Origin of the sequence: Synechococcus sp. WH 8016, from assembly GCF_000230675.1 — a bacterium.
Taxonomy (GTDB): Bacteria; Cyanobacteriota; Cyanobacteriia; order PCC-6307; family Cyanobiaceae; genus Synechococcus_C.
This window is the reverse complement of the sequence record NZ_AGIK01000001.1, coordinates 671,001-687,134: the sequence shown is the minus strand read 5'-3', so window position 1 is coordinate 687,134 and position 16,134 is coordinate 671,001. Positions and strand designations below refer to the sequence as shown.

Genomic DNA, 16,134 nt, shown 5'->3' with positions numbered 1-16,134 from the left:
ACGGCAGTGAGACAGCGCTCCATTGATTCCATCAAGCCAACTCGCCACACGCATTCACACGGAATTCACACGCAGGGTAGGTAAAACCCAGTGGAATGGACCCCTTTACAGGGGACATTGGCACCAGTCACACGCTGGTCAAACGCTCGTCAGAGCAATAAAAAAGCCACGCTCATCGCTGAGAAGTGGCTCTATGACTGGGGTTTTGATGGACCGGTAATAAATCGGAGCGGCGGGATTTGAACCCACGACCCCCACTACCCCAAAGTGGTGCGCTACCAAGCTGCGCTACGCCCCGTCAGAAGGAAGCTATCACAGCGCATTCCCCCCTTTGTTGAAGCGTGCAGACCGTCTCAGCAGGCGGTCTGTCAATTCGCTTCGGCTGTCGCTGCTGTATCCCCAAAGGCGCAAATTCTTGGCAAGGAGACGCAACTCACAGAGCGTCATCGAAGCCAACTGGAGCTCCGGCAGTGTGCGCCAGGCTCTGCTGGTCATCGGCATTGCTGAGCGGCTCGGGCGCTCATTCAAGGCAAGCGTTCCATCGGCCAGCCATTCAGGAATGAGCACAATTAAAACGGCAATCAAGCCATAAAGCTCTACCAATCCCTTAGGCAATGGGTGCAGCCGACGGCGCTGGCGTGGGTCAGGTGAAGGCTTCACAAACCTCTTCTAGGTGCCTTGGTGGATCTCAATAATCTAAGTTTCACATTCAAAACTCTGTTTGTGATCAAATCGCCAAGGAGCTTTCGCTGGGCGAGGATTGCTCCTTCCACAGCAACGGCTCCGCGTTGTTGTTATTCGGTCTCAGACTGAAGATCAAAGCGAACACCACAACGAGGGTGAGAGCAATGGCTGCCATGACGACCCTGTCTGGCAAGGCGTTGTTCATGGGTTTAGGCTTTCAGAGAAATGGGGCTGTTGTCACCGCGCAAAACACAGTGACTGATGGACCAGTCGTAGTGGCTCCAAACAGTGCTTGGGAGTTTGTAATTGGCACCAGGGAAGTCACCAAGCAAGACACCGCTTGGCATGGCTGAGCAATACGGCCTGCTGCCCGGCCTGGCCAAGTATTGCTGGTGGTACTCCTCGGCTCTAAAAAACACTTGATCGGAAGCGATTTCCGTTGTGATGGCAGCATCACCTTGATTGTTTAAGGCTGCCTGGTACCAATCACGGCTTGCGATTGCCAGCTCTGCTTGCTGTTCCGTGCTGGTGTAGATCGCTGATCGATATTGGCTGCCTCGGTCGTTCCCCTGTTGATCGCCTTGGGTTGGGTTGTGGCATTCCCAAAACAGCTTGAGGAGATCACTGAAATCAATCGCCGTCGTGCTCCAGACCACTCGCACCACTTCCGAATGGCCTGTGCGTCCACTGCAAACCTGTTCGTAGCTTGGATTCTCGACTTTTCCGCCTGCGTAACCAACCGCTGTTGACACCACACCAGGAAGTTTCCAAAAGCCTTTCTCAGCTCCCCAGAAGCAGCCGCAACCAAACAGGGCCTCCTCCTGATCGTCCATCAAAGGCGCATTCAGGGCAGTGCCAAGCACGACATGCCGCCCTTGATCGCTGGACGGCTGTGACGGTGTTGTCTGTCCGGTAAGCCAGGAGGGCAGCATCGCGATGAAGTCAATGCCGAAACCCTAGGCAACTGATTTGGGTTCCAGTTGAATGTGGTTCAGCAACGTCGTGACAAAGGCGAATAGAAGAAAGGGCAAGCTCAACACAAGAATCAGCCCTACACCCACAAGCGCGAACAACGGCTTGGATGACCCCATCAGAGCCAGGCCAGAGGCCAAACTCACAAAAATCACTGCCATCCAGGCCAAAATCTGGCCGTAGATGTCGCCGAAGGTGAGGGTGCAGCGCACCGCGAAGGGAGAGCTGGAAGACATCGCTAAAACCTTTTGAACTAGCTAAGCCCCGAACGCCACATTTGTCGTGGCTTTATGGATAAGCGTTTCATGTTTCAAGCCACAGCGTCCAAGCGTTCGGCAGCCTGCTCCCGCTCCCAAAGGCTGCGGTAGGGGCCCTTCACCGTGATGAGTTCGTTGTGATGACCTTGCTGGACGAGGCGTCCCTGCTCCAGAACAAGAATCCGATCGCAAGCCGCAGCTGCCGACAGCTGGTGGCTGATCATCACAATGGTGCGTTGCGTTTGCCGACGGACGGACGCGAGAATCTCAGCGGCGGTGTTGTTGTCAACGCTGGCTAAAGCGTCATCCAGCACGAGCAACGGTGAGGTCATTAACAACGCTCTACCAAGGGCCGTCCGCTGCCGTTGGCCTCCACTGAGCGTGATACCTCTTTCCCCCACCAAGGTGTCAAAACCATCGGGGAAACCCTTCACATCATCAAGAAGTCGGGCTTGATCAGCTGCTGCTTCCACCCGATCCATGCCTGCTTCTGGATCTCCATAGCGGAGGTTGTCGGCAAGGCTGCTTGTAAACAGATAGCCCTCCTGGGGCACGAGCGCAATTTGCTCTCTGAGGTCTTGAAGCCGGAATTGGGTGAGATCGCAGCCATCTAAAAACAGCTGTCCCTCCGGGACTTCCACCATGCGACCCAGGGCTCGGGCAAGGGTGGTTTTTCCGCAACCAACAGGACCCACAACCGCCACCAATTCGCCTGGGGCAATCCGGAATGAGAGCCCCCTCAAGGTGTCTTGATCACTTCCGTCGTAACGAATATGCAAATTCCTTGCTTCTAGTTCGCCGAGCATCTGTTCTTTAACAGCGACAGGCTCCAATGGATCCGCAACACGGGGACGGCGCGAAAGGAGCTCTTCGACTCTCTCCAGGCTGACCTGACCGGTCTGAAAGGTGTTGAGCGTGAAGCCCAATAAGGCCGTTGGAAAGACCAGTCGTTCCACATAAAGGATGAGAGCAACCAAGCTGCCGATGGTGAGTGCTCCTCGCTCCAACTGTCCACTGCCAAGGGCAATCAAGAGCAGCAAGGAGATGGAAGAAATCCCCTCTAAAAGTGGAAAAAGTGTGCTGCGGGTTCGAGCCAATCGAATTGCCGAATCCCGGTAATTTTGATTTCGTGTGCCAAAGGCATCTAGTTCCTGAGCCTCTTGTCCGTAAATCTTGATCGCTGCAATGCCGGAAAGATCTTCTTGAATGAGTTCACTGAGACCCGCCAAATCTTCCTGTTGGCGTCGCTGTTGGCGCATCATTCGGCCGCCAAACAAGCGCACAGATCCGAGCATGACCGGATACAAGGCGATCGCTGCCACGGTTAGTCCTGGATCAATGGCCAACATCGCTGGGAGTGTGAAGGCGTAAGCCAGGACGGTGTTGGTCAGGCTGAGGACGGCAAAGCCAAGAAGCCTTCTTACGTTTTCAACATCGCTTGTGGCACGGCTAATAATTTCGCCGCTGCCGGTTTGCTGCACCCAGCCGGGTTCCTGCAGCAACATTTGATCGAATAACTTTTGGCGCAATTCCACTTCAACTTGCCGCCCAACCCCAAACACCAGCTGACGCGAAATCAGCCGCGCAATCCCCATGCTTGTGGCCAGCAACACGATGAAGCCGGCTTGACGGAGCACGTCGGAGATTGCGAAACCGTCTTGTAGGTCATCAATGACCCGTCTCACCTCAAGCGGGATGGTGACGCTGAGAATATTCACCACCACCAGCGTTAGGGCTCCCACCAGAACCGTGCGACGGTGCGGACGCAGATAGCGACCGATCAAATCGAGACGGAAGGCGGCCATGCCTGGTGCAGAACAGCTATCAACCTAGGCATTCGTCTTGGTTAGAAGTTGGTCCGCAACCGCTGACTTCGAGAGTCATAGCTAGTTACTTCTTTATCTGGTCATTGCCTGGTTTGTGGGTGATAGTGGAGATGTCCCCATCATCCGGCCCGGCGTGCATCTGCACACCGGGCTTTTTTCTGAGCAGACACTTCAATCGCGTTTCTCTCATGGTCACTGCATCAGCGTCCTGGCCCCAACTTCTTGAGCAGTTGTTGGGAGGGAACGTTCTGTCCAAGGAGGATGCTTCTGCACTGATGGAGGCTTGGCTGGCGGAAGAGCTCACGCCCGTTCAGACCGGTGCATTTCTTGCGGCTTTGCGCGCACGCGACGTTCAAGGCACGGAACTCGCCGCGATGGCCCAGGTTTTGCGCAAGGCGTGTGCGCTTCCAAACGCGAAACCAAACCTTGCTCTTGTCGACACCTGTGGCACAGGTGGAGATGGAGCTAACACCTTCAATATTTCAACGGCTGTTGCCTTCACAGCGGCGGCCTGTGGGGCCAATGTCGCCAAACATGGCAACCGCAGCGCCAGTGGAAAGGTCGGCTCCGCCGATGTTCTTGAGGGATTGGGATTGCAACTCAAGGCTCCATTGGAAACAGTGGTTGGAGCCTTACCTGCATCGGGAGTGACGTTCCTCTTTGCTCCTGCATGGCATCCAGCACTCGTAAACCTCGCTCCGCTTCGCCGCAGTTTGGGGGTGCGAACGGTTTTCAATCTGCTCGGCCCTCTGGTGAACCCACTCACCCCAGAGGCGCAAGTTCTCGGTGTTGCCAAAACGGACCTGTTGGATCCGATGGCGGAGGCCCTACAACAACTGGGGCTCAAGCGCGCCGTGGTGGTGCATGGCGCGGGAGGGCTGGATGAAGCTTCGCTGGAGGGAGCGAATCAACTACGCATTCTTGAGAACGGAACGATTCGTTCCGATCAACTCAGCGCCTCTGATGTTGGCTTGACCTCTGCTCCCCTGGAGGCCTTAAAGGGTGGGGATTTGGTGACCAATCAGCAGATTCTTGAGGCGGTCTTAAAGGGTGAAGCTCCTGCTGCGCACCGGGATGCCGTCGCCTTGAACACGGCGCTGGTCCTTTGGGCTGCAGGCCTTCAGTCTGATCTGTCCAAGGGTGTTCAACAGGCTTTGACAAGCTTGGGGGAAGCGCAGCCGTGGCATCGACTTGTGTCTCTCCGCGATGCCTTGGAAGGTCGCAAGGAAGAATGAAGAGGCCATGGCTGACACTCGCTTCTGCTAATGACCGCTCTTAACCCATTCACAGCGCGTCTGGTCCTGCAGGACGGCACGGTTCTCGAGGGCTTTGCCTGTGGTCAGCGCGGCAGCGTGATCGGCGAGGTGGTGTTCAACACCGGAATGACGGGATACCAAGAGGTCCTGACCGATCCCAGTTACTCAGGTCAGCTGATCACCTTTACCTATCCGGAGATCGGCAATACGGGTGTCAATTCAGATGATCAAGAGGCGGATCAACCTCACGCCCGGGGCTTGATCGTGAGGCAACTGGCCCCTCAAGCGAGCAACTGGCGCAGTCAACAATCCCTTCCTGAATGGATGGAGCAAAACGGTGTGATCGGAATTCACGGCGTGGATACCCGAGCTCTGGTGAGGCACCTACGCGAATTGGGCCCCATGAACGGCGTGATCAGCAGCGATGGTCGCCCAGCTCTTGAGCTTTTAGAGGAACTCAAGCAAGCCCCTTCGATGGAGGGGCTCAACTTGGCTGACCAGGTGTCGACCCCAACCGCCTACAAGTGGACGAAGCCCTGCGGCGTCCCGTTTGATCAACGGTTCCAAACGCGTCCTGAGCGCCCTTATCGGGTTGTAGCCATTGATTTCGGGATCAAGCGGGCGATTCTTGAACGACTGGTTAGCCACGGCTGTGACCTAACCGTTTTGCCCGGTAACACCGATATCAAGACCGTGCTCTCCTACGAGCCTGAAGGTGTTTTTCTGTCCAACGGACCTGGTGATCCAGCGGCTGTGCAATCGGGCATCACCCTGGCCCGGAATCTTCTGGAGCACAGGCAGCTGCCGATGTTTGGGATCTGCCTGGGGCATCAAATTTTGGGATTGGCCCTCGGGGGCACAACCTTCAAGTTGGCCTACGGCCATCGTGGCCTCAACCACCCTTGTGGCAGCACTGGTCAGGTGGAAATCACGAGCCAAAACCACGGTTTTGCTCTTGATGCAGCGTCCTTGCCTGCGGACCAAGTAGAGGTGACGCATTTCAACTTGAACGACCGCACCGTGGCGGCCTTGGCCCATCGGAATCAACCGGTGTTTGGCGTTCAATATCACCCTGAAGCCAGTCCAGGCCCCCACGATGCAGATCATCATTTCGCCCGATTTGCGGGCCTGATGGCTGATCGCCGTTGATTCGAGATCAGATCGTGGTGAGAAGGAGCCAATCTCCCTAGTATTTATCGCAACAGAATTCCGGGGGATTGGTCCCATTACTGAACTGCAGCGATTAACCGTTTCGCTTCGGGGTGGCTTCGAGCAAAAGGGTGGCTGTGTGGTGTTTCATTTCACCGGTCAGCTTGATGCCTATTCCGAGAGTCAGTTCATGACCTACGTGACTGATGTGCTGAAAACGAATAAGTCCCCGGCCGTGATCGACCTCGTCAAGGTTGATTTTCTCGACTCTTCTGGCTTGGGCGTTCTTGTTCAATTTGCCAAGCAATGCAAAGACTCCAAACGACGTTTTGCCGTTGTTGGCAATGCCCGCGTTGTTCAAACCGTCAAGTTGGTGCGACTTGAGGAATTTCTCCACCTCGTGGAAGATCTGGATAAGGCTGTTAGCCAATTTGCAACTTGAGTGACTGGATTCGTTCTCAGTTGCCCCAAGAGCCTGAGCGTGATCTTGGATCGTTACAGCTCGCTTGGCTGGGGGATGCTGTTTGGGAACTGCATCATCGACTGAGATTTTGCAAAACTCCAGGTCGATCTCAGGACTTACACCAAGCCGTTGTGTCTCTCGTTCGTGCTGATGCACAAGCCGCTGCGTTAGAGAAACTTGAGCCATTTTTGACCGACCAAGAACGCGATTACGTAAGGCGTGGACGCAATCGGGCTGGCCGGGGACCCAAGCGTGCTGATGCTGGTGTCTATGGAAGAGCAACGGGATTTGAGACAATGATTGGCTGGCTCTTTTTGCAGAATCCGGCGCGGCTTGCGCAGCTCTTGGATCGACTCGAGGAGACCGACACCGTCCTGTAATAACCACCCCTGCTATGAGCTCACGATTCGATCGCCGCCCCCCCTCTGGCTCTGGCAGCGGCTCAGGTTCACGCGGTCGGCGTCCGTTTCGTGATGGATCACCACCCATCCGTCGCGATCGAGATGACAGCTGGGGGGGACGTCCTGAAAACGGAAGCAGCGACCGACGTTCCAGTGACCGTCGCCCGTCGGATCGGCGCTTCTCAGAACGTCGTTCTGGCGACGCCTATGGAACGGATCGTCGACCGGCTTTTGATCGCCGCTCCTCCGATCGAAGACCCTCGGACCGACAGTTTTCCGACCGAAAGCCCTCCGAGCGAAAGCCTTCTGACCGACAGTCTTCTGACAGACGGCCTTCCGATCGCCGTTTTTCAGAGCGTCGCTTTAAAGATCCAAGCGCCAGTGACCGCCGCCCTTCCTTCGATCGCTCCTCTGATCGTTCCTCCGATCGTGCAAGCGGGGATCGGTCGTTGACGGATCGCTCCTCCTCAGACCGGTTTTCTGACAGTCGTCCGCCTGAAGGCTCTTTCAGCGATCAGCGTTTTTCCGATCGTCGCTTCAAGGATTCGGGCTCAACGGATCGCCGTCCGTCTTTTGATCGTCGCTCCTCTGACCGTTCTTACGGAGAGCGTCGAGCACGTTTTGCTGAGCGTCGTGGCCAGGCTGGGAGTGGTCAGGGTGGGAGTGGCGGTAAAAGATTTTCCCCACGTTTGGATGACAAGCCCCGGGGGGAGTCGAGTCCTCATGCCCCAGAGGCCGTGGCCGATGATTTGCTCTGGGGGCGTCATGCCACTCAGGCGGCGCTAGAGGCAGGCAGGCCCATTCATCGCATTTGGTGCACCTCTGAGCTGCGCAGTGCTTCGAAATTCCTTCAGCTGCTCAGAGATGCCAAATCGTCCGGAGTGTTGGTGGAGGAGGTCACCTGGGCCAGGCTTGGCCAGCTCACCGGTGGCGCTGTGCATCAGGGCATTGTTTTGCAAACGGCCGCAGCTGAAACCTTCGACCTCGGGGATTTGGTGAAGGGATGCAGTGCCTTGGACGAGGCCCCGTTGTTGTTAGCCCTCGATGGTCTGACCGATCCCCATAATTTGGGCGCCATTGTGCGTTCAGCTGAAGCGCTCGGAGCGCATGGCGTGGTTCTCCCTCAGCGAAGAAGTGCTGGCTTGACGGGGTCTGTCGCCAAGGTTGCTGCCGGTGCCCTTGAGCACTTACCCGTTGCTCGGGTCGTCAATCTCAATCGATCCCTTGAAACCTTGAAATCGTCTGGGTATCGGGTGATCGGCTTGGCTGAGGAAGGTGACCTCACCCTTGAGGAGGTGGATCTGGATGGCCCGCTGGTGATTGTGACCGGCTCTGAAGGACAAGGGCTGTCGATGTTGACGCGTCGTCATTGCGATCAGTTGATCCGCATTCCCTTGCGAGGCGTCACCCCCAGCCTGAATGCATCTGTTGCCACAGCCCTTTGTGTGTATGAGGTGGCTCGGCGCGGCTGGATGAAGGGTCTCAAGGGACAGAACCCATCTCCACGAATTACCCGGCCCCAATTGGCTGGATCTGCTCTTGCAACGGCCCCTGCCAGCGCAGAGCCCGGCGACGCCCCCATCTCGGATCCGTCCCCAGAACAACCGGCTTCCCAACAACCTGCATCTCAACAACCGGCTTCTCCACAAACCTCTGTCCAGCCCTCAGACCAGCTGTCTGAGCAGCTGTCTGAGCAGGCTTTAGAGCAGTCATCTGAGCAGTCTTCTGAGGAGGGTTCAGAGGGTTCAGTGGTCAATCTTGATTTAGGGCGTGAGTCCGAAATGTCAGGACCTGATGCTTTTGCAGTGAGTATTGATCTCTAATTTCGACCAAACGTCATGAAGCAAGGCAAAATACTTTGACCTCGACAGCTCTTCCATGAGCCCCTTGATCAGGCCCCTGCGCAGTCTCGCCAATGGCCTCGGCTTTGCATGGTGGGCTCGTGTCCAGACCCATGGGCCTGATGTCACCTATTGGTTCGGCCCCTTTGTCACCAAGAATGGTCTCGAGCAAGTGCTCCCAGCCTTTCTCGATGACCTTTCTTCAGAAGCACCTTCGTCAATTGATCATTCGGTTCTGCGTTGCCGTAGATCGGAACCGCTAACAATCAACGGTCAAGGCTGATCCTGCGGCTGATAGCGTCGCTGTTGGAACCCAAATCCTGTCGATGGCGATTGCCGAGTGGCGTCAGCAACTTGAACGCGGTGAAGTCTCCGCCAGGGAGCTAACTGATCATCATCTGGCCCGAATCGAGGCAGTTGATCCAAGTGTCCATGCCTTTTTGGAGGTCACAGCCGATCGAGCTCGCGCGGATGCGGATCGCTTGGATGAAGCGCGAGCGGCAGGAGAGGACCTGCCTCCCTTAGCGGGTGTGCCAGTCGCCATCAAGGACAACCTCTGTACAAAAGGAATTCGCACAACCTGCTCCAGCCGGATGCTGGAGTCCTTTGTTCCGCCCTATGAATCCACCGTGACTGATCGCCTCTGGCGCGCAGGAGCGGTTCTGATCGGAAAGACCAATTTGGATGAGTTCGCCATGGGCGGCTCAACCGAAACATCCGCCTTTGGACCAACCGCCAATCCTTGGAATACGGGCCACGTGCCTGGAGGCAGTTCTGGGGGAAGTGCAGCAGCCGTCGCCGCAGGCGAATGCATGGCCTCCCTGGGGTCCGATACAGGTGGATCCATCCGACAGCCAGCATCCTTCTGTGGCGTGGTGGGTTTAAAGCCCACTTATGGCCGTGTGAGTCGTTATGGGTTGGTGGCCTTTGCCAGCTCGCTGGACCAAGTGGGTCCCTTTGCGACATCCGTCTCGGATGCAGCTGAACTGCTGCAAGCGATCGCTGGGGAAGATCCGCGAGATTCCACCTGCCTCAAGGCTCCTGTGCCCAATTACCGCGATCGTCTCGGACGCTCCGTGAGTGGGCTTCGTATCGGAGTGGTGCGCGAGTGCTTTGACCAGGAAGGACTCGACCCGCAGGTCAAAGCGTCGGTGCTTGCCGCCGCCGATCTCTTGCAGTCTCTAGGGGCCGAGCTCGTGGATGTGAGCTGCCCTCGTTTTAACGACGGCATCGCCACGTATTACGTCATCGCCCCATCCGAAGCCTCAGCCAATTTGGCTCGCTACGACGGCGTGAAATACGGCTTCCGAGCTGAGGATGCCTCCAGCCTTGCTGCGATGACGGCGCAAAGCCGAGCCGAAGGCTTTGGTAGTGAGGTGCAACGGCGCATCTTGATTGGCACCTATGCCCTTTCCGCTGGGTATGTGGACGCTTACTACCGCAAGGCCCAGCAGGTTCGTACCTTGATCCGTCGGGACTTCGAGACGGCCTTTGCCTCCGTGGATGTGTTGTTAACCCCCACGGCTCCGTCCACAGCCTTTGCCGCTGGTGCCCATGCAGACGATCCCTTGGCGATGTACCTGGCGGATCTACTGACGATTCCTGCCAATTTGGCGGGTCTACCGGCCATCAACGTGCCTTGTGGATTCGACAGCGAGGGGCTGCCGATCGGGGTTCAACTGATTGGCAATGTGCTCGAGGAACCTTTGCTTCTCCAAGTGGCCCACCAGTACGAGCAGAGTGCGGATGTGATGGCCCGACGCCCCGAGGGCAGCTTTATCCCTGCTTGATCCGTAGCAAAGGGTCTTAACCCCCTGCATGTGGTGCGTGCAGGGGTTGATACCCCCATATCTTGCGCATGCGTTTACGCTAGGGGTATGGCATTTGTTCCCCTTCACAACCACAGCGATTACAGCCTTTTGGACGGCGCCTCGCAGCTTCCTCAGATGGTTGAACGTGCCAAAGAGTTAGGGATGCCGGCACTGGCACTCACGGATCACGGCGTGATGTACGGAGCCGTAGAGCTTCTCAAGTTGTGCAAAGGAGCAGGCATCAAGCCGATCATCGGCAATGAGATGTATGTCATCAACGGTTCCATTGATGACCCTCAACCTAAGAAGGAGCGCCGATATCACCTCGTGGTGCTGGCGAAGAATGCCACTGGTTACCGCAACTTGGTGAAGCTCACCAGCATCAGCCACCTGCGTGGAATGCGAGGGCGAGGAATTTTTTCCCGTGCCTGTGTTGATAAACAATTGCTGAAGCAATATGGCGAAGGTTTAATCGTTGCCACCGCTTGCCTTGGTGGTGAAATTCCTCAGGCGATTATGCGTGATCGTCTGGATGTAGCCCGTGATGTGGCCCGTTGGTATCAGGACGTCTTTGGCGATGATTTTTACCTGGAAATTCAGGACCACGGCTCACCTGAAGATCGCATTGTCAATGTTGGAATTGTTCAGATTGCCAAGGAACTTGGAATTCGCCTGATCGCTACCAATGATGCTCATTACCTTACGCGTAACGATGTAGAAGCGCATGACGCTTTGCTGTGTGTTCTCACCGGCAAGCTGATTAGCGATGTTAAAAGGTTGCGTTACACCGGCACAGAATATCTTAAAAGTGAAGAGGAGATGTCACGGCTCTTTGCTGACCATCTTGAGCCAGATGTGGTGTTGGAAGCAATTAGTAACACTGTACAAGTTGCAGAGAAAGTTGAGGATTACGACATTCTTGGCCGGTATCAGATGCCGCGTTTCCCAATCCCAGAGCCACACACTCCTGTGAGTTATCTCCAGGAAGTGACGGAGCAGGGTTTACGCAACCGATTGGAGATTGATTCCGAAACAGCCATTGATCCGATCTATGGAGATCGTCTCTCCCATGAATTAAAAATCATGGAACAGATGGGATTCCCTACCTATTTCCTTGTGGTGTGGGATTACATCCGCTTTGCGCGAGAGCAGGGAATTCCCGTTGGACCGGGGCGTGGATCAGCGGCGGGGTCATTGGTGGCCTATGCGCTTGGAATTACCAATATCGATCCCGTGAAGAATGGCCTGTTGTTCGAGCGATTCCTGAATCCAGAACGGAAGTCGATGCCTGATATTGACACCGACTTCTGTATCGAACGCCGGGGTGAAGTGATCGACTATGTCACGCGCCGTTATGGCGAAGACAAGGTGGCTCAGATCATTACTTTTAACCGCATGACGTCCAAGGCGGTTCTAAAAGATGTGGCAAGGGTTCTTGATATTCCCTATGGCGATGCAGATCGACTCGCAAAGTTGATTCCTGTCGTACGCGGCAAGCCAGCGAAATTGGCAGCCATGATCGGTGAGGAATCTCCCAATCCTGAATTTCGCGAAAAGTACAAGAAAGATCCTGTCGTTAAGCGTTGGGTCGACATGGCAATGCGCATGGAAGGGACGAATAAAACCTACGGAGTGCATGCTGCTGGAGTTGTGATTGCAGCGGATCCTCTGGATGAACTTGTTCCCCTGCAGAGAAATAACGATGGACAGGTTATTACTCAATATTTCATGGAAGATGTGGAGTCGATGGGGCTTCTGAAGATGGACTTCCTGGGTCTGAAAAATCTCACGATGATTGATAAAACTCTGGAGCTTGTTGCTACCACGATTGGAGAAAGAGTTGATCCAGATAAGCTTCCGCTTGAAGATCCTGAAACGTATGCCTTGCTTGCTCGTGGCGACTTAGAAGGCATTTTTCAGCTGGAATCAACGGGGATGCGTCAAATCGTTCGCGATCTCAAGCCCTCATCTTTAGAGGATATTTCCTCGATTTTGGCTCTTTATCGTCCTGGTCCTTTAGACGCAGGACTGATTCCAAAATTTATTAACCGCAAGCATGGTCGTGAGGCGATTGATTTCGCGCATCACTCGATTGAGCCGATCCTTCAAGAAACCTACGGGATCATGGTTTATCAAGAGCAAATCATGAAAATTGCTCAGGATATGGCTGGCTATTCATTGGGAGAAGCGGATTTACTTCGTCGCGCCATGGGTAAGAAAAAGGTGTCGGAAATGCAGAAACATCGTGGAATCTTTGTGCAAGGTGCTTCCGATCGTGGTGTGGATAAGAAAATCGCTGACGAACTCTTTGACCAAATGGTTCTCTTTGCTGAATACTGTTTTAACAAAAGCCACTCCACGGCCTACGGAGCTGTTACTTATCAAACTGCGTATCTAAAAGCGCATTATCCGGTGGCTTACATGGCCGCCTTGCTCACAGTGAATGCTGGAGCCAGCGACAAAGTTCAACGCTATATCTCCAATTGCAACGCAATGGGCATCGAAGTGATGCCTCCAGATATCAATGCATCTGGGATTGATTTCACTCCTAAGGGTGATCGCATCCTGTTTGGGTTGTCAGCTGTTCGCAATCTTGGTGATGGCGCGATTCGCGCCGTGATTGGCTCTAGGGAATCAGAGGGGCCATTCCAATCCCTTGCTGATCTCTGTGATCGTCTTCCCTCTGCGGTGCTTAATCGCAGAAGTATGGAGTCGCTGATCCATTGCGGAGCGATGGATGCTCTTGAGCCCGAGGCGAATCGGGCTCAACTGATGGCTGATTTAGACCTTCTTCTTGATTGGGCTACGTCCAGGGCCAAAGATCGCGCCAGCGGACAGGGCAACTTGTTTGATTTGATGGCAGCGTCCAGTGAGGGCGCTGATGAGGCAGGAACTGACCTCAGCTTGGCGCCCAAGGCTCCTCCGGTGAAGGATTACCACCCCACTGAAAAGCTCAGGCTTGAGAAGGACCTTGTTGGTTTCTATCTCTCCGATCACCCGTTAAAACAGCTCACTGCTCCGGCGAAACTTTTGGCCCCTATCGGCCTCGGCAGTTTGGAAGAACAAGCCGACAAAGCCAAGGTCAGTGCGATTGCGATGGTGAGTGAGATGCGTCAGGTCACCACTCGCAAAGGGGATCGAATGGCGGTGTTGACCTTGGAAGACCTCACTGGATCCTGTGAAGCGGTGGTCTTCCCTAAAAGCTATGCCCGTTTGGCTGATCACCTGATGGCGGAGGCTCGTTTGTTGGTTTGGGCCGCCGTGGATCGCCGCGACGAGCGGGTCCAATTGATCGTGGATGACTGTCGAGCGATTGATGATCTGCGTTTACTGATGGTGGAACTTGATCCAGAACAGGCCAGTGATGTGGCTGTACAACACAAATTGCGCGAATGCCTTCAGGCCTACCGCCCAGATCAGGAACAGTTAGGCGTCAGAGTCCCGGTTGTTGCCGCAGTGCGCCAAGGAAATACGGTTCGTTATGTGCGTCTTGGACCACAATTTTGTGTTCGCGATGCCTCTGAAGCCGCTCTTCATCTTCAAGAGAAGTCCTTCAACGTGACATGCAGCGAACCTCTCCTGAATTAAGGCGCTGATTTAGGTCTGCTTTTGAGCACGAATGGATTCGCGCATTCTCTGGATGTTGGGCTTGATGTGCTCGAGTCCCAGCAAGGTCCCTGCATTCTGTTCCCAACTGGCTGATAAAACGCCATAGCTGAGACCCCCTAGTCCCAACAAAAAGAAACCTCCAGAGGCCAGCAAGGTGATCCCAGGGGGAACATCCATGATCTGACGTGAGACCAGGAAATAACTTCCAACGAAAACACCCATTCCCATGATTGAAGGGATGCCTGTGGCGATCGCCACGCGTCGTGCCATTCGGTTGGCAACAGACTTGGGAATGGGTTGACTGCTTCCTGATTGAGAGGCAGATCGTTTGGATTTGGATTGTGCTTTCGATCCTTCTGCTGACCGGCGCGGCTCGAAGGGCAGAGAGTTGCGTCGATCAGCCATGGGGTCCCTGAAATCCTGTGCAGCTTGCTTAGCCGCGGATTCCAAGCTTAGAAATGAGATCGCTGTAGCGCTGCTCACTCTTGCCTCGGACGTAGCCAAGCAGACGCTTGCGACGACCAATCATCTTGAGCAGCCCCTGGCGGGACGAATAATCGTGGATGTTTTGCTGAAGATGACTGCTGAGCTTCGAGATGCGCTCGCTCAGCATGGCGACCTGAACTTCTGCCGATCCGGTGTCGGTGGCGTGGGTTTGGTGGCTGTTGATGAGTTGCTGCTTTTCAGTTGTATCGAGCGACATGCGAAGCGTCCGGCCCTACTTGTGCAAACAACTAATTTACCTCTTCATGGTCACGATTAGGACGAAGGGCGGTTCAACCAACGCAGGCTTGCGCGTAACCACCCATCCCCGTCATCCGATGCCGGGACGTCTTCTCCATTGGTCACAGCGCGCATCGCGCGGCGGATCTCTAAATCCTCATATCCGAGTGTGCTGAGGGTGAGCTGTAAATCCTGCAGGGGGTCGGGATCAATCGGCAGCGATTTGAGATCACTTCTGTCCACAAGGGAGAGGTCGGAACGATCATTGTCTTGATCTGCACTCCATGCACCCAGTCGATCGCGAAGTTCCACCGCAAGGCGTTCTGCTGTGCGTTTGCCTACGCCCTGCGCTTGGGTGAGGCGTCGCAGGTCTCCATCGATGATCGCTTCAATCAACTCGGCAGCGCTGCAGCTCTCCAGCAACGCCAGCCCCACTTGAGGACCGACCCCATTCACGCTGATCAGAACGCGAAACAGATCTCTCTCTCTGCGATCTGGGAAGCCAAACAAACTCGAGCCATCGTCCCTTTGCACCTGATGAATCCAGACGGTGCAAGTTGTCCCTGCGGAGAGAGGTTGTAGGTACCTCGAAGCCAGTTGTACCTCATAGCCCACACCTGCGCAGGCAATAACCAATCCCTGACGTCCGCCCTGACTCCAGTGTTCGATGCGTTCTCCTTGTAGCCAGCCGATCATGCGAGTTCTTTCAATGGCCCCATCGAGGCTTCTGTGGGCATGACCTGGGGACAGTCATCAGATAAGTCAACCACCCGTCTTGAGCTTGAGGAAGCGACCGTGCTTGATCGCGGCGCGCCAATGATGGATTGCAAGAGCACACAGGGGGGTGCTTCGTTGCAATGACGGGCAAAAAAAAGAAGGCGATGAAGCCTTCTTTGGGGGGTGTGAGGAGCCAAATCTTGTGAGGAGATGGCCGCATCCATCCTTATGAAGAATGTCCCACTCAGTCAACTAACTGACACGTAGAGACTTGTTTGTTTCGATGTCTGTGGAGATTTGCTCGCGAAGAGCGCTCTTTTGGAGTTTTCAAGCCATGCAGGCCTACGGCGGCAAGGGCTCATGAGATGGATGGGTCACCGCATAAAAAAAGAAGGTGTTTGATGCCTTCCTTGGGGGGTGTGAGG

The 16,134-nt window shown here is 55.1% G+C and carries 16 protein-coding genes and 1 tRNA gene; 8 read left to right on the top strand and 9 right to left on the bottom strand.

The window, feature by feature from the left end:
* Positions 1-224: 224 nt before the first annotated feature.
* The 6 genes from SYN8016DRAFT_RS03590 to SYN8016DRAFT_RS03570 form a co-directional block, all read right to left on the bottom strand.
* Positions 225-298: transfer RNA gene (locus SYN8016DRAFT_RS03590), tRNA-Pro, on the bottom strand.
* 14 nt (positions 299-312) lie between these two features.
* Positions 313-660 carry a hypothetical protein gene (locus SYN8016DRAFT_RS03585; RefSeq protein WP_006852898.1) on the bottom strand — a complete coding sequence of 116 codons (348 nt, stop codon included), beginning with the start codon at positions 658-660 and terminating at the stop codon, positions 313-315.
* 67 nt (positions 661-727) lie between these two features.
* Positions 728-889: a hypothetical protein gene (locus SYN8016DRAFT_RS15475; RefSeq protein ID WP_006852897.1), complete on the bottom strand. Its 162-nt coding sequence runs from the start codon at positions 887-889 to the stop codon at positions 728-730.
* A 4-nt stretch (positions 890-893) separates the two neighbouring features.
* A complete protein-coding gene (gene msrA / locus SYN8016DRAFT_RS03580) occupies positions 894-1,616 on the bottom strand; it encodes a peptide-methionine (S)-S-oxide reductase MsrA (RefSeq protein ID WP_006852896.1) in 723 nt (240 codons plus the stop codon).
* A gap of 24 nt (positions 1,617-1,640) precedes the next feature.
* Positions 1,641-1,892: a hypothetical protein gene (locus SYN8016DRAFT_RS03575; protein ID WP_006852895.1), complete on the bottom strand. Its 252-nt coding sequence runs from the start codon at positions 1,890-1,892 to the stop codon at positions 1,641-1,643.
* Between the two features lie 74 nt (positions 1,893-1,966).
* Positions 1,967-3,718 carry an ABC transporter ATP-binding protein gene (locus SYN8016DRAFT_RS03570; protein ID WP_006852894.1) on the bottom strand — a complete coding sequence of 584 codons (1,752 nt, stop codon included), beginning with the start codon at positions 3,716-3,718 and terminating at the stop codon, positions 1,967-1,969.
* Positions 3,719-3,927: 209 nt separating this feature from the next.
* Between SYN8016DRAFT_RS03570 and trpD the strand changes: the two genes are divergently transcribed.
* From trpD to SYN8016DRAFT_RS03530, 8 genes are all read left to right on the top strand, one after another.
* The gene (gene trpD / locus SYN8016DRAFT_RS03565; protein ID WP_006852893.1) at positions 3,928-4,974 is read left to right on the top strand and encodes an anthranilate phosphoribosyltransferase; all 1,047 of its coding nucleotides are present in this window, start codon (positions 3,928-3,930) and stop codon (positions 4,972-4,974) included.
* Positions 4,975-5,004: 30 nt separating this feature from the next.
* A complete protein-coding gene (gene carA, locus SYN8016DRAFT_RS03560; RefSeq protein WP_006852892.1) occupies positions 5,005-6,144 on the top strand; it encodes a glutamine-hydrolyzing carbamoyl-phosphate synthase small subunit in 1,140 nt (379 codons plus the stop codon).
* An 85-nt stretch (positions 6,145-6,229) separates the two neighbouring features.
* Positions 6,230-6,586 (top strand): STAS domain-containing protein, encoded by a 357-nt coding sequence (locus SYN8016DRAFT_RS03555; RefSeq protein ID WP_071778017.1) that lies wholly within the window; start codon positions 6,230-6,232, stop codon positions 6,584-6,586.
* The gene (locus tag SYN8016DRAFT_RS03550) at positions 6,583-6,987 is read left to right on the top strand and encodes a ribonuclease III domain-containing protein (protein ID WP_006852890.1); all 405 of its coding nucleotides are present in this window, start codon (positions 6,583-6,585) and stop codon (positions 6,985-6,987) included. Before SYN8016DRAFT_RS03555 ends, SYN8016DRAFT_RS03550 begins: the two co-directional genes overlap by 4 nt.
* 14 nt (positions 6,988-7,001) lie before the next feature.
* A complete protein-coding gene (rlmB, locus tag SYN8016DRAFT_RS15690; protein WP_006852889.1) occupies positions 7,002-8,831 on the top strand; it encodes a 23S rRNA (guanosine(2251)-2'-O)-methyltransferase RlmB in 1,830 nt (609 codons plus the stop codon).
* 55 nt (positions 8,832-8,886) lie between these two features.
* Entirely contained in the window at positions 8,887-9,132 is a 246-nt protein-coding gene (locus SYN8016DRAFT_RS03540; RefSeq protein WP_006852888.1) for a DUF1816 domain-containing protein, read from the top strand.
* 43 nt (positions 9,133-9,175) lie between these two features.
* A complete protein-coding gene (gene gatA / locus SYN8016DRAFT_RS03535; RefSeq protein WP_006852887.1) occupies positions 9,176-10,639 on the top strand; it encodes an Asp-tRNA(Asn)/Glu-tRNA(Gln) amidotransferase subunit GatA in 1,464 nt (487 codons plus the stop codon).
* 87 nt (positions 10,640-10,726) lie between these two features.
* Positions 10,727-14,248 carry a DNA polymerase III subunit alpha gene (locus SYN8016DRAFT_RS03530; RefSeq protein WP_006852886.1) on the top strand — a complete coding sequence of 1,174 codons (3,522 nt, stop codon included), beginning with the start codon at positions 10,727-10,729 and terminating at the stop codon, positions 14,246-14,248.
* A gap of 9 nt (positions 14,249-14,257) precedes the next feature.
* Here the strand turns inward: SYN8016DRAFT_RS03530 and SYN8016DRAFT_RS03525 are convergent, their stop codons facing one another.
* From SYN8016DRAFT_RS03525 to ruvA, 3 genes are read right to left on the bottom strand one after another with little or no spacing between them, the layout of a single operon-like run.
* Positions 14,258-14,674, bottom strand: coding sequence for a PAM68 family protein (locus SYN8016DRAFT_RS03525; protein WP_038013257.1), 417 nt, complete (start codon positions 14,672-14,674; stop codon positions 14,258-14,260).
* 28 nt (positions 14,675-14,702) lie between these two features.
* A complete protein-coding gene (gene rpsO / locus SYN8016DRAFT_RS03520; RefSeq protein ID WP_006852884.1) occupies positions 14,703-14,972 on the bottom strand; it encodes a 30S ribosomal protein S15 in 270 nt (89 codons plus the stop codon).
* Between the two features lie 56 nt (positions 14,973-15,028).
* The gene (ruvA, locus tag SYN8016DRAFT_RS03515) at positions 15,029-15,688 is read right to left on the bottom strand and encodes a Holliday junction branch migration protein RuvA (RefSeq protein ID WP_006852883.1); all 660 of its coding nucleotides are present in this window, start codon (positions 15,686-15,688) and stop codon (positions 15,029-15,031) included.
* Positions 15,689-16,134 lie beyond the last annotated feature (446 nt).

What these genes read in the sequence shown, in the direction of transcription:
- ruvA (WP_006852883.1), bottom strand. Translation starts at nt 15,688, where the DNA reads ATGATCGGCTGGCTACAAGGAGAACGCATCGAACACTGGAGTCAGGGC.
- gatA (WP_006852887.1), top strand. Translation starts at nt 9,176, where the DNA reads ATGGCGATTGCCGAGTGGCGTCAGCAACTTGAACGCGGTGAAGTCTCC.
- SYN8016DRAFT_RS03575 (WP_006852895.1), bottom strand. Translation starts at nt 1,892, where the DNA reads ATGTCTTCCAGCTCTCCCTTCGCGGTGCGCTGCACCCTCACCTTCGGC.
- rlmB (WP_006852889.1), top strand. Translation starts at nt 7,002, where the DNA reads ATGAGCTCACGATTCGATCGCCGCCCCCCCTCTGGCTCTGGCAGCGGC.
- SYN8016DRAFT_RS03570 (WP_006852894.1), bottom strand. Translation starts at nt 3,718, where the DNA reads ATGGCCGCCTTCCGTCTCGATTTGATCGGTCGCTATCTGCGTCCGCAC.
- SYN8016DRAFT_RS03540 (WP_006852888.1), top strand. Translation starts at nt 8,887, where the DNA reads ATGAGCCCCTTGATCAGGCCCCTGCGCAGTCTCGCCAATGGCCTCGGC.
- SYN8016DRAFT_RS03525 (WP_038013257.1), bottom strand. Translation starts at nt 14,674, where the DNA reads ATGGCTGATCGACGCAACTCTCTGCCCTTCGAGCCGCGCCGGTCAGCA.
- SYN8016DRAFT_RS15475 (WP_006852897.1), bottom strand. Translation starts at nt 889, where the DNA reads ATGAACAACGCCTTGCCAGACAGGGTCGTCATGGCAGCCATTGCTCTC.
- SYN8016DRAFT_RS03530 (WP_006852886.1), top strand. Translation starts at nt 10,727, where the DNA reads ATGGCATTTGTTCCCCTTCACAACCACAGCGATTACAGCCTTTTGGAC.
- carA (WP_006852892.1), top strand. Translation starts at nt 5,005, where the DNA reads ATGACCGCTCTTAACCCATTCACAGCGCGTCTGGTCCTGCAGGACGGC.
- msrA (WP_006852896.1), bottom strand. Translation starts at nt 1,616, where the DNA reads ATGCTGCCCTCCTGGCTTACCGGACAGACAACACCGTCACAGCCGTCC.
- trpD (WP_006852893.1), top strand. Translation starts at nt 3,928, where the DNA reads ATGGTCACTGCATCAGCGTCCTGGCCCCAACTTCTTGAGCAGTTGTTG.
- rpsO (WP_006852884.1), bottom strand. Translation starts at nt 14,972, where the DNA reads ATGTCGCTCGATACAACTGAAAAGCAGCAACTCATCAACAGCCACCAA.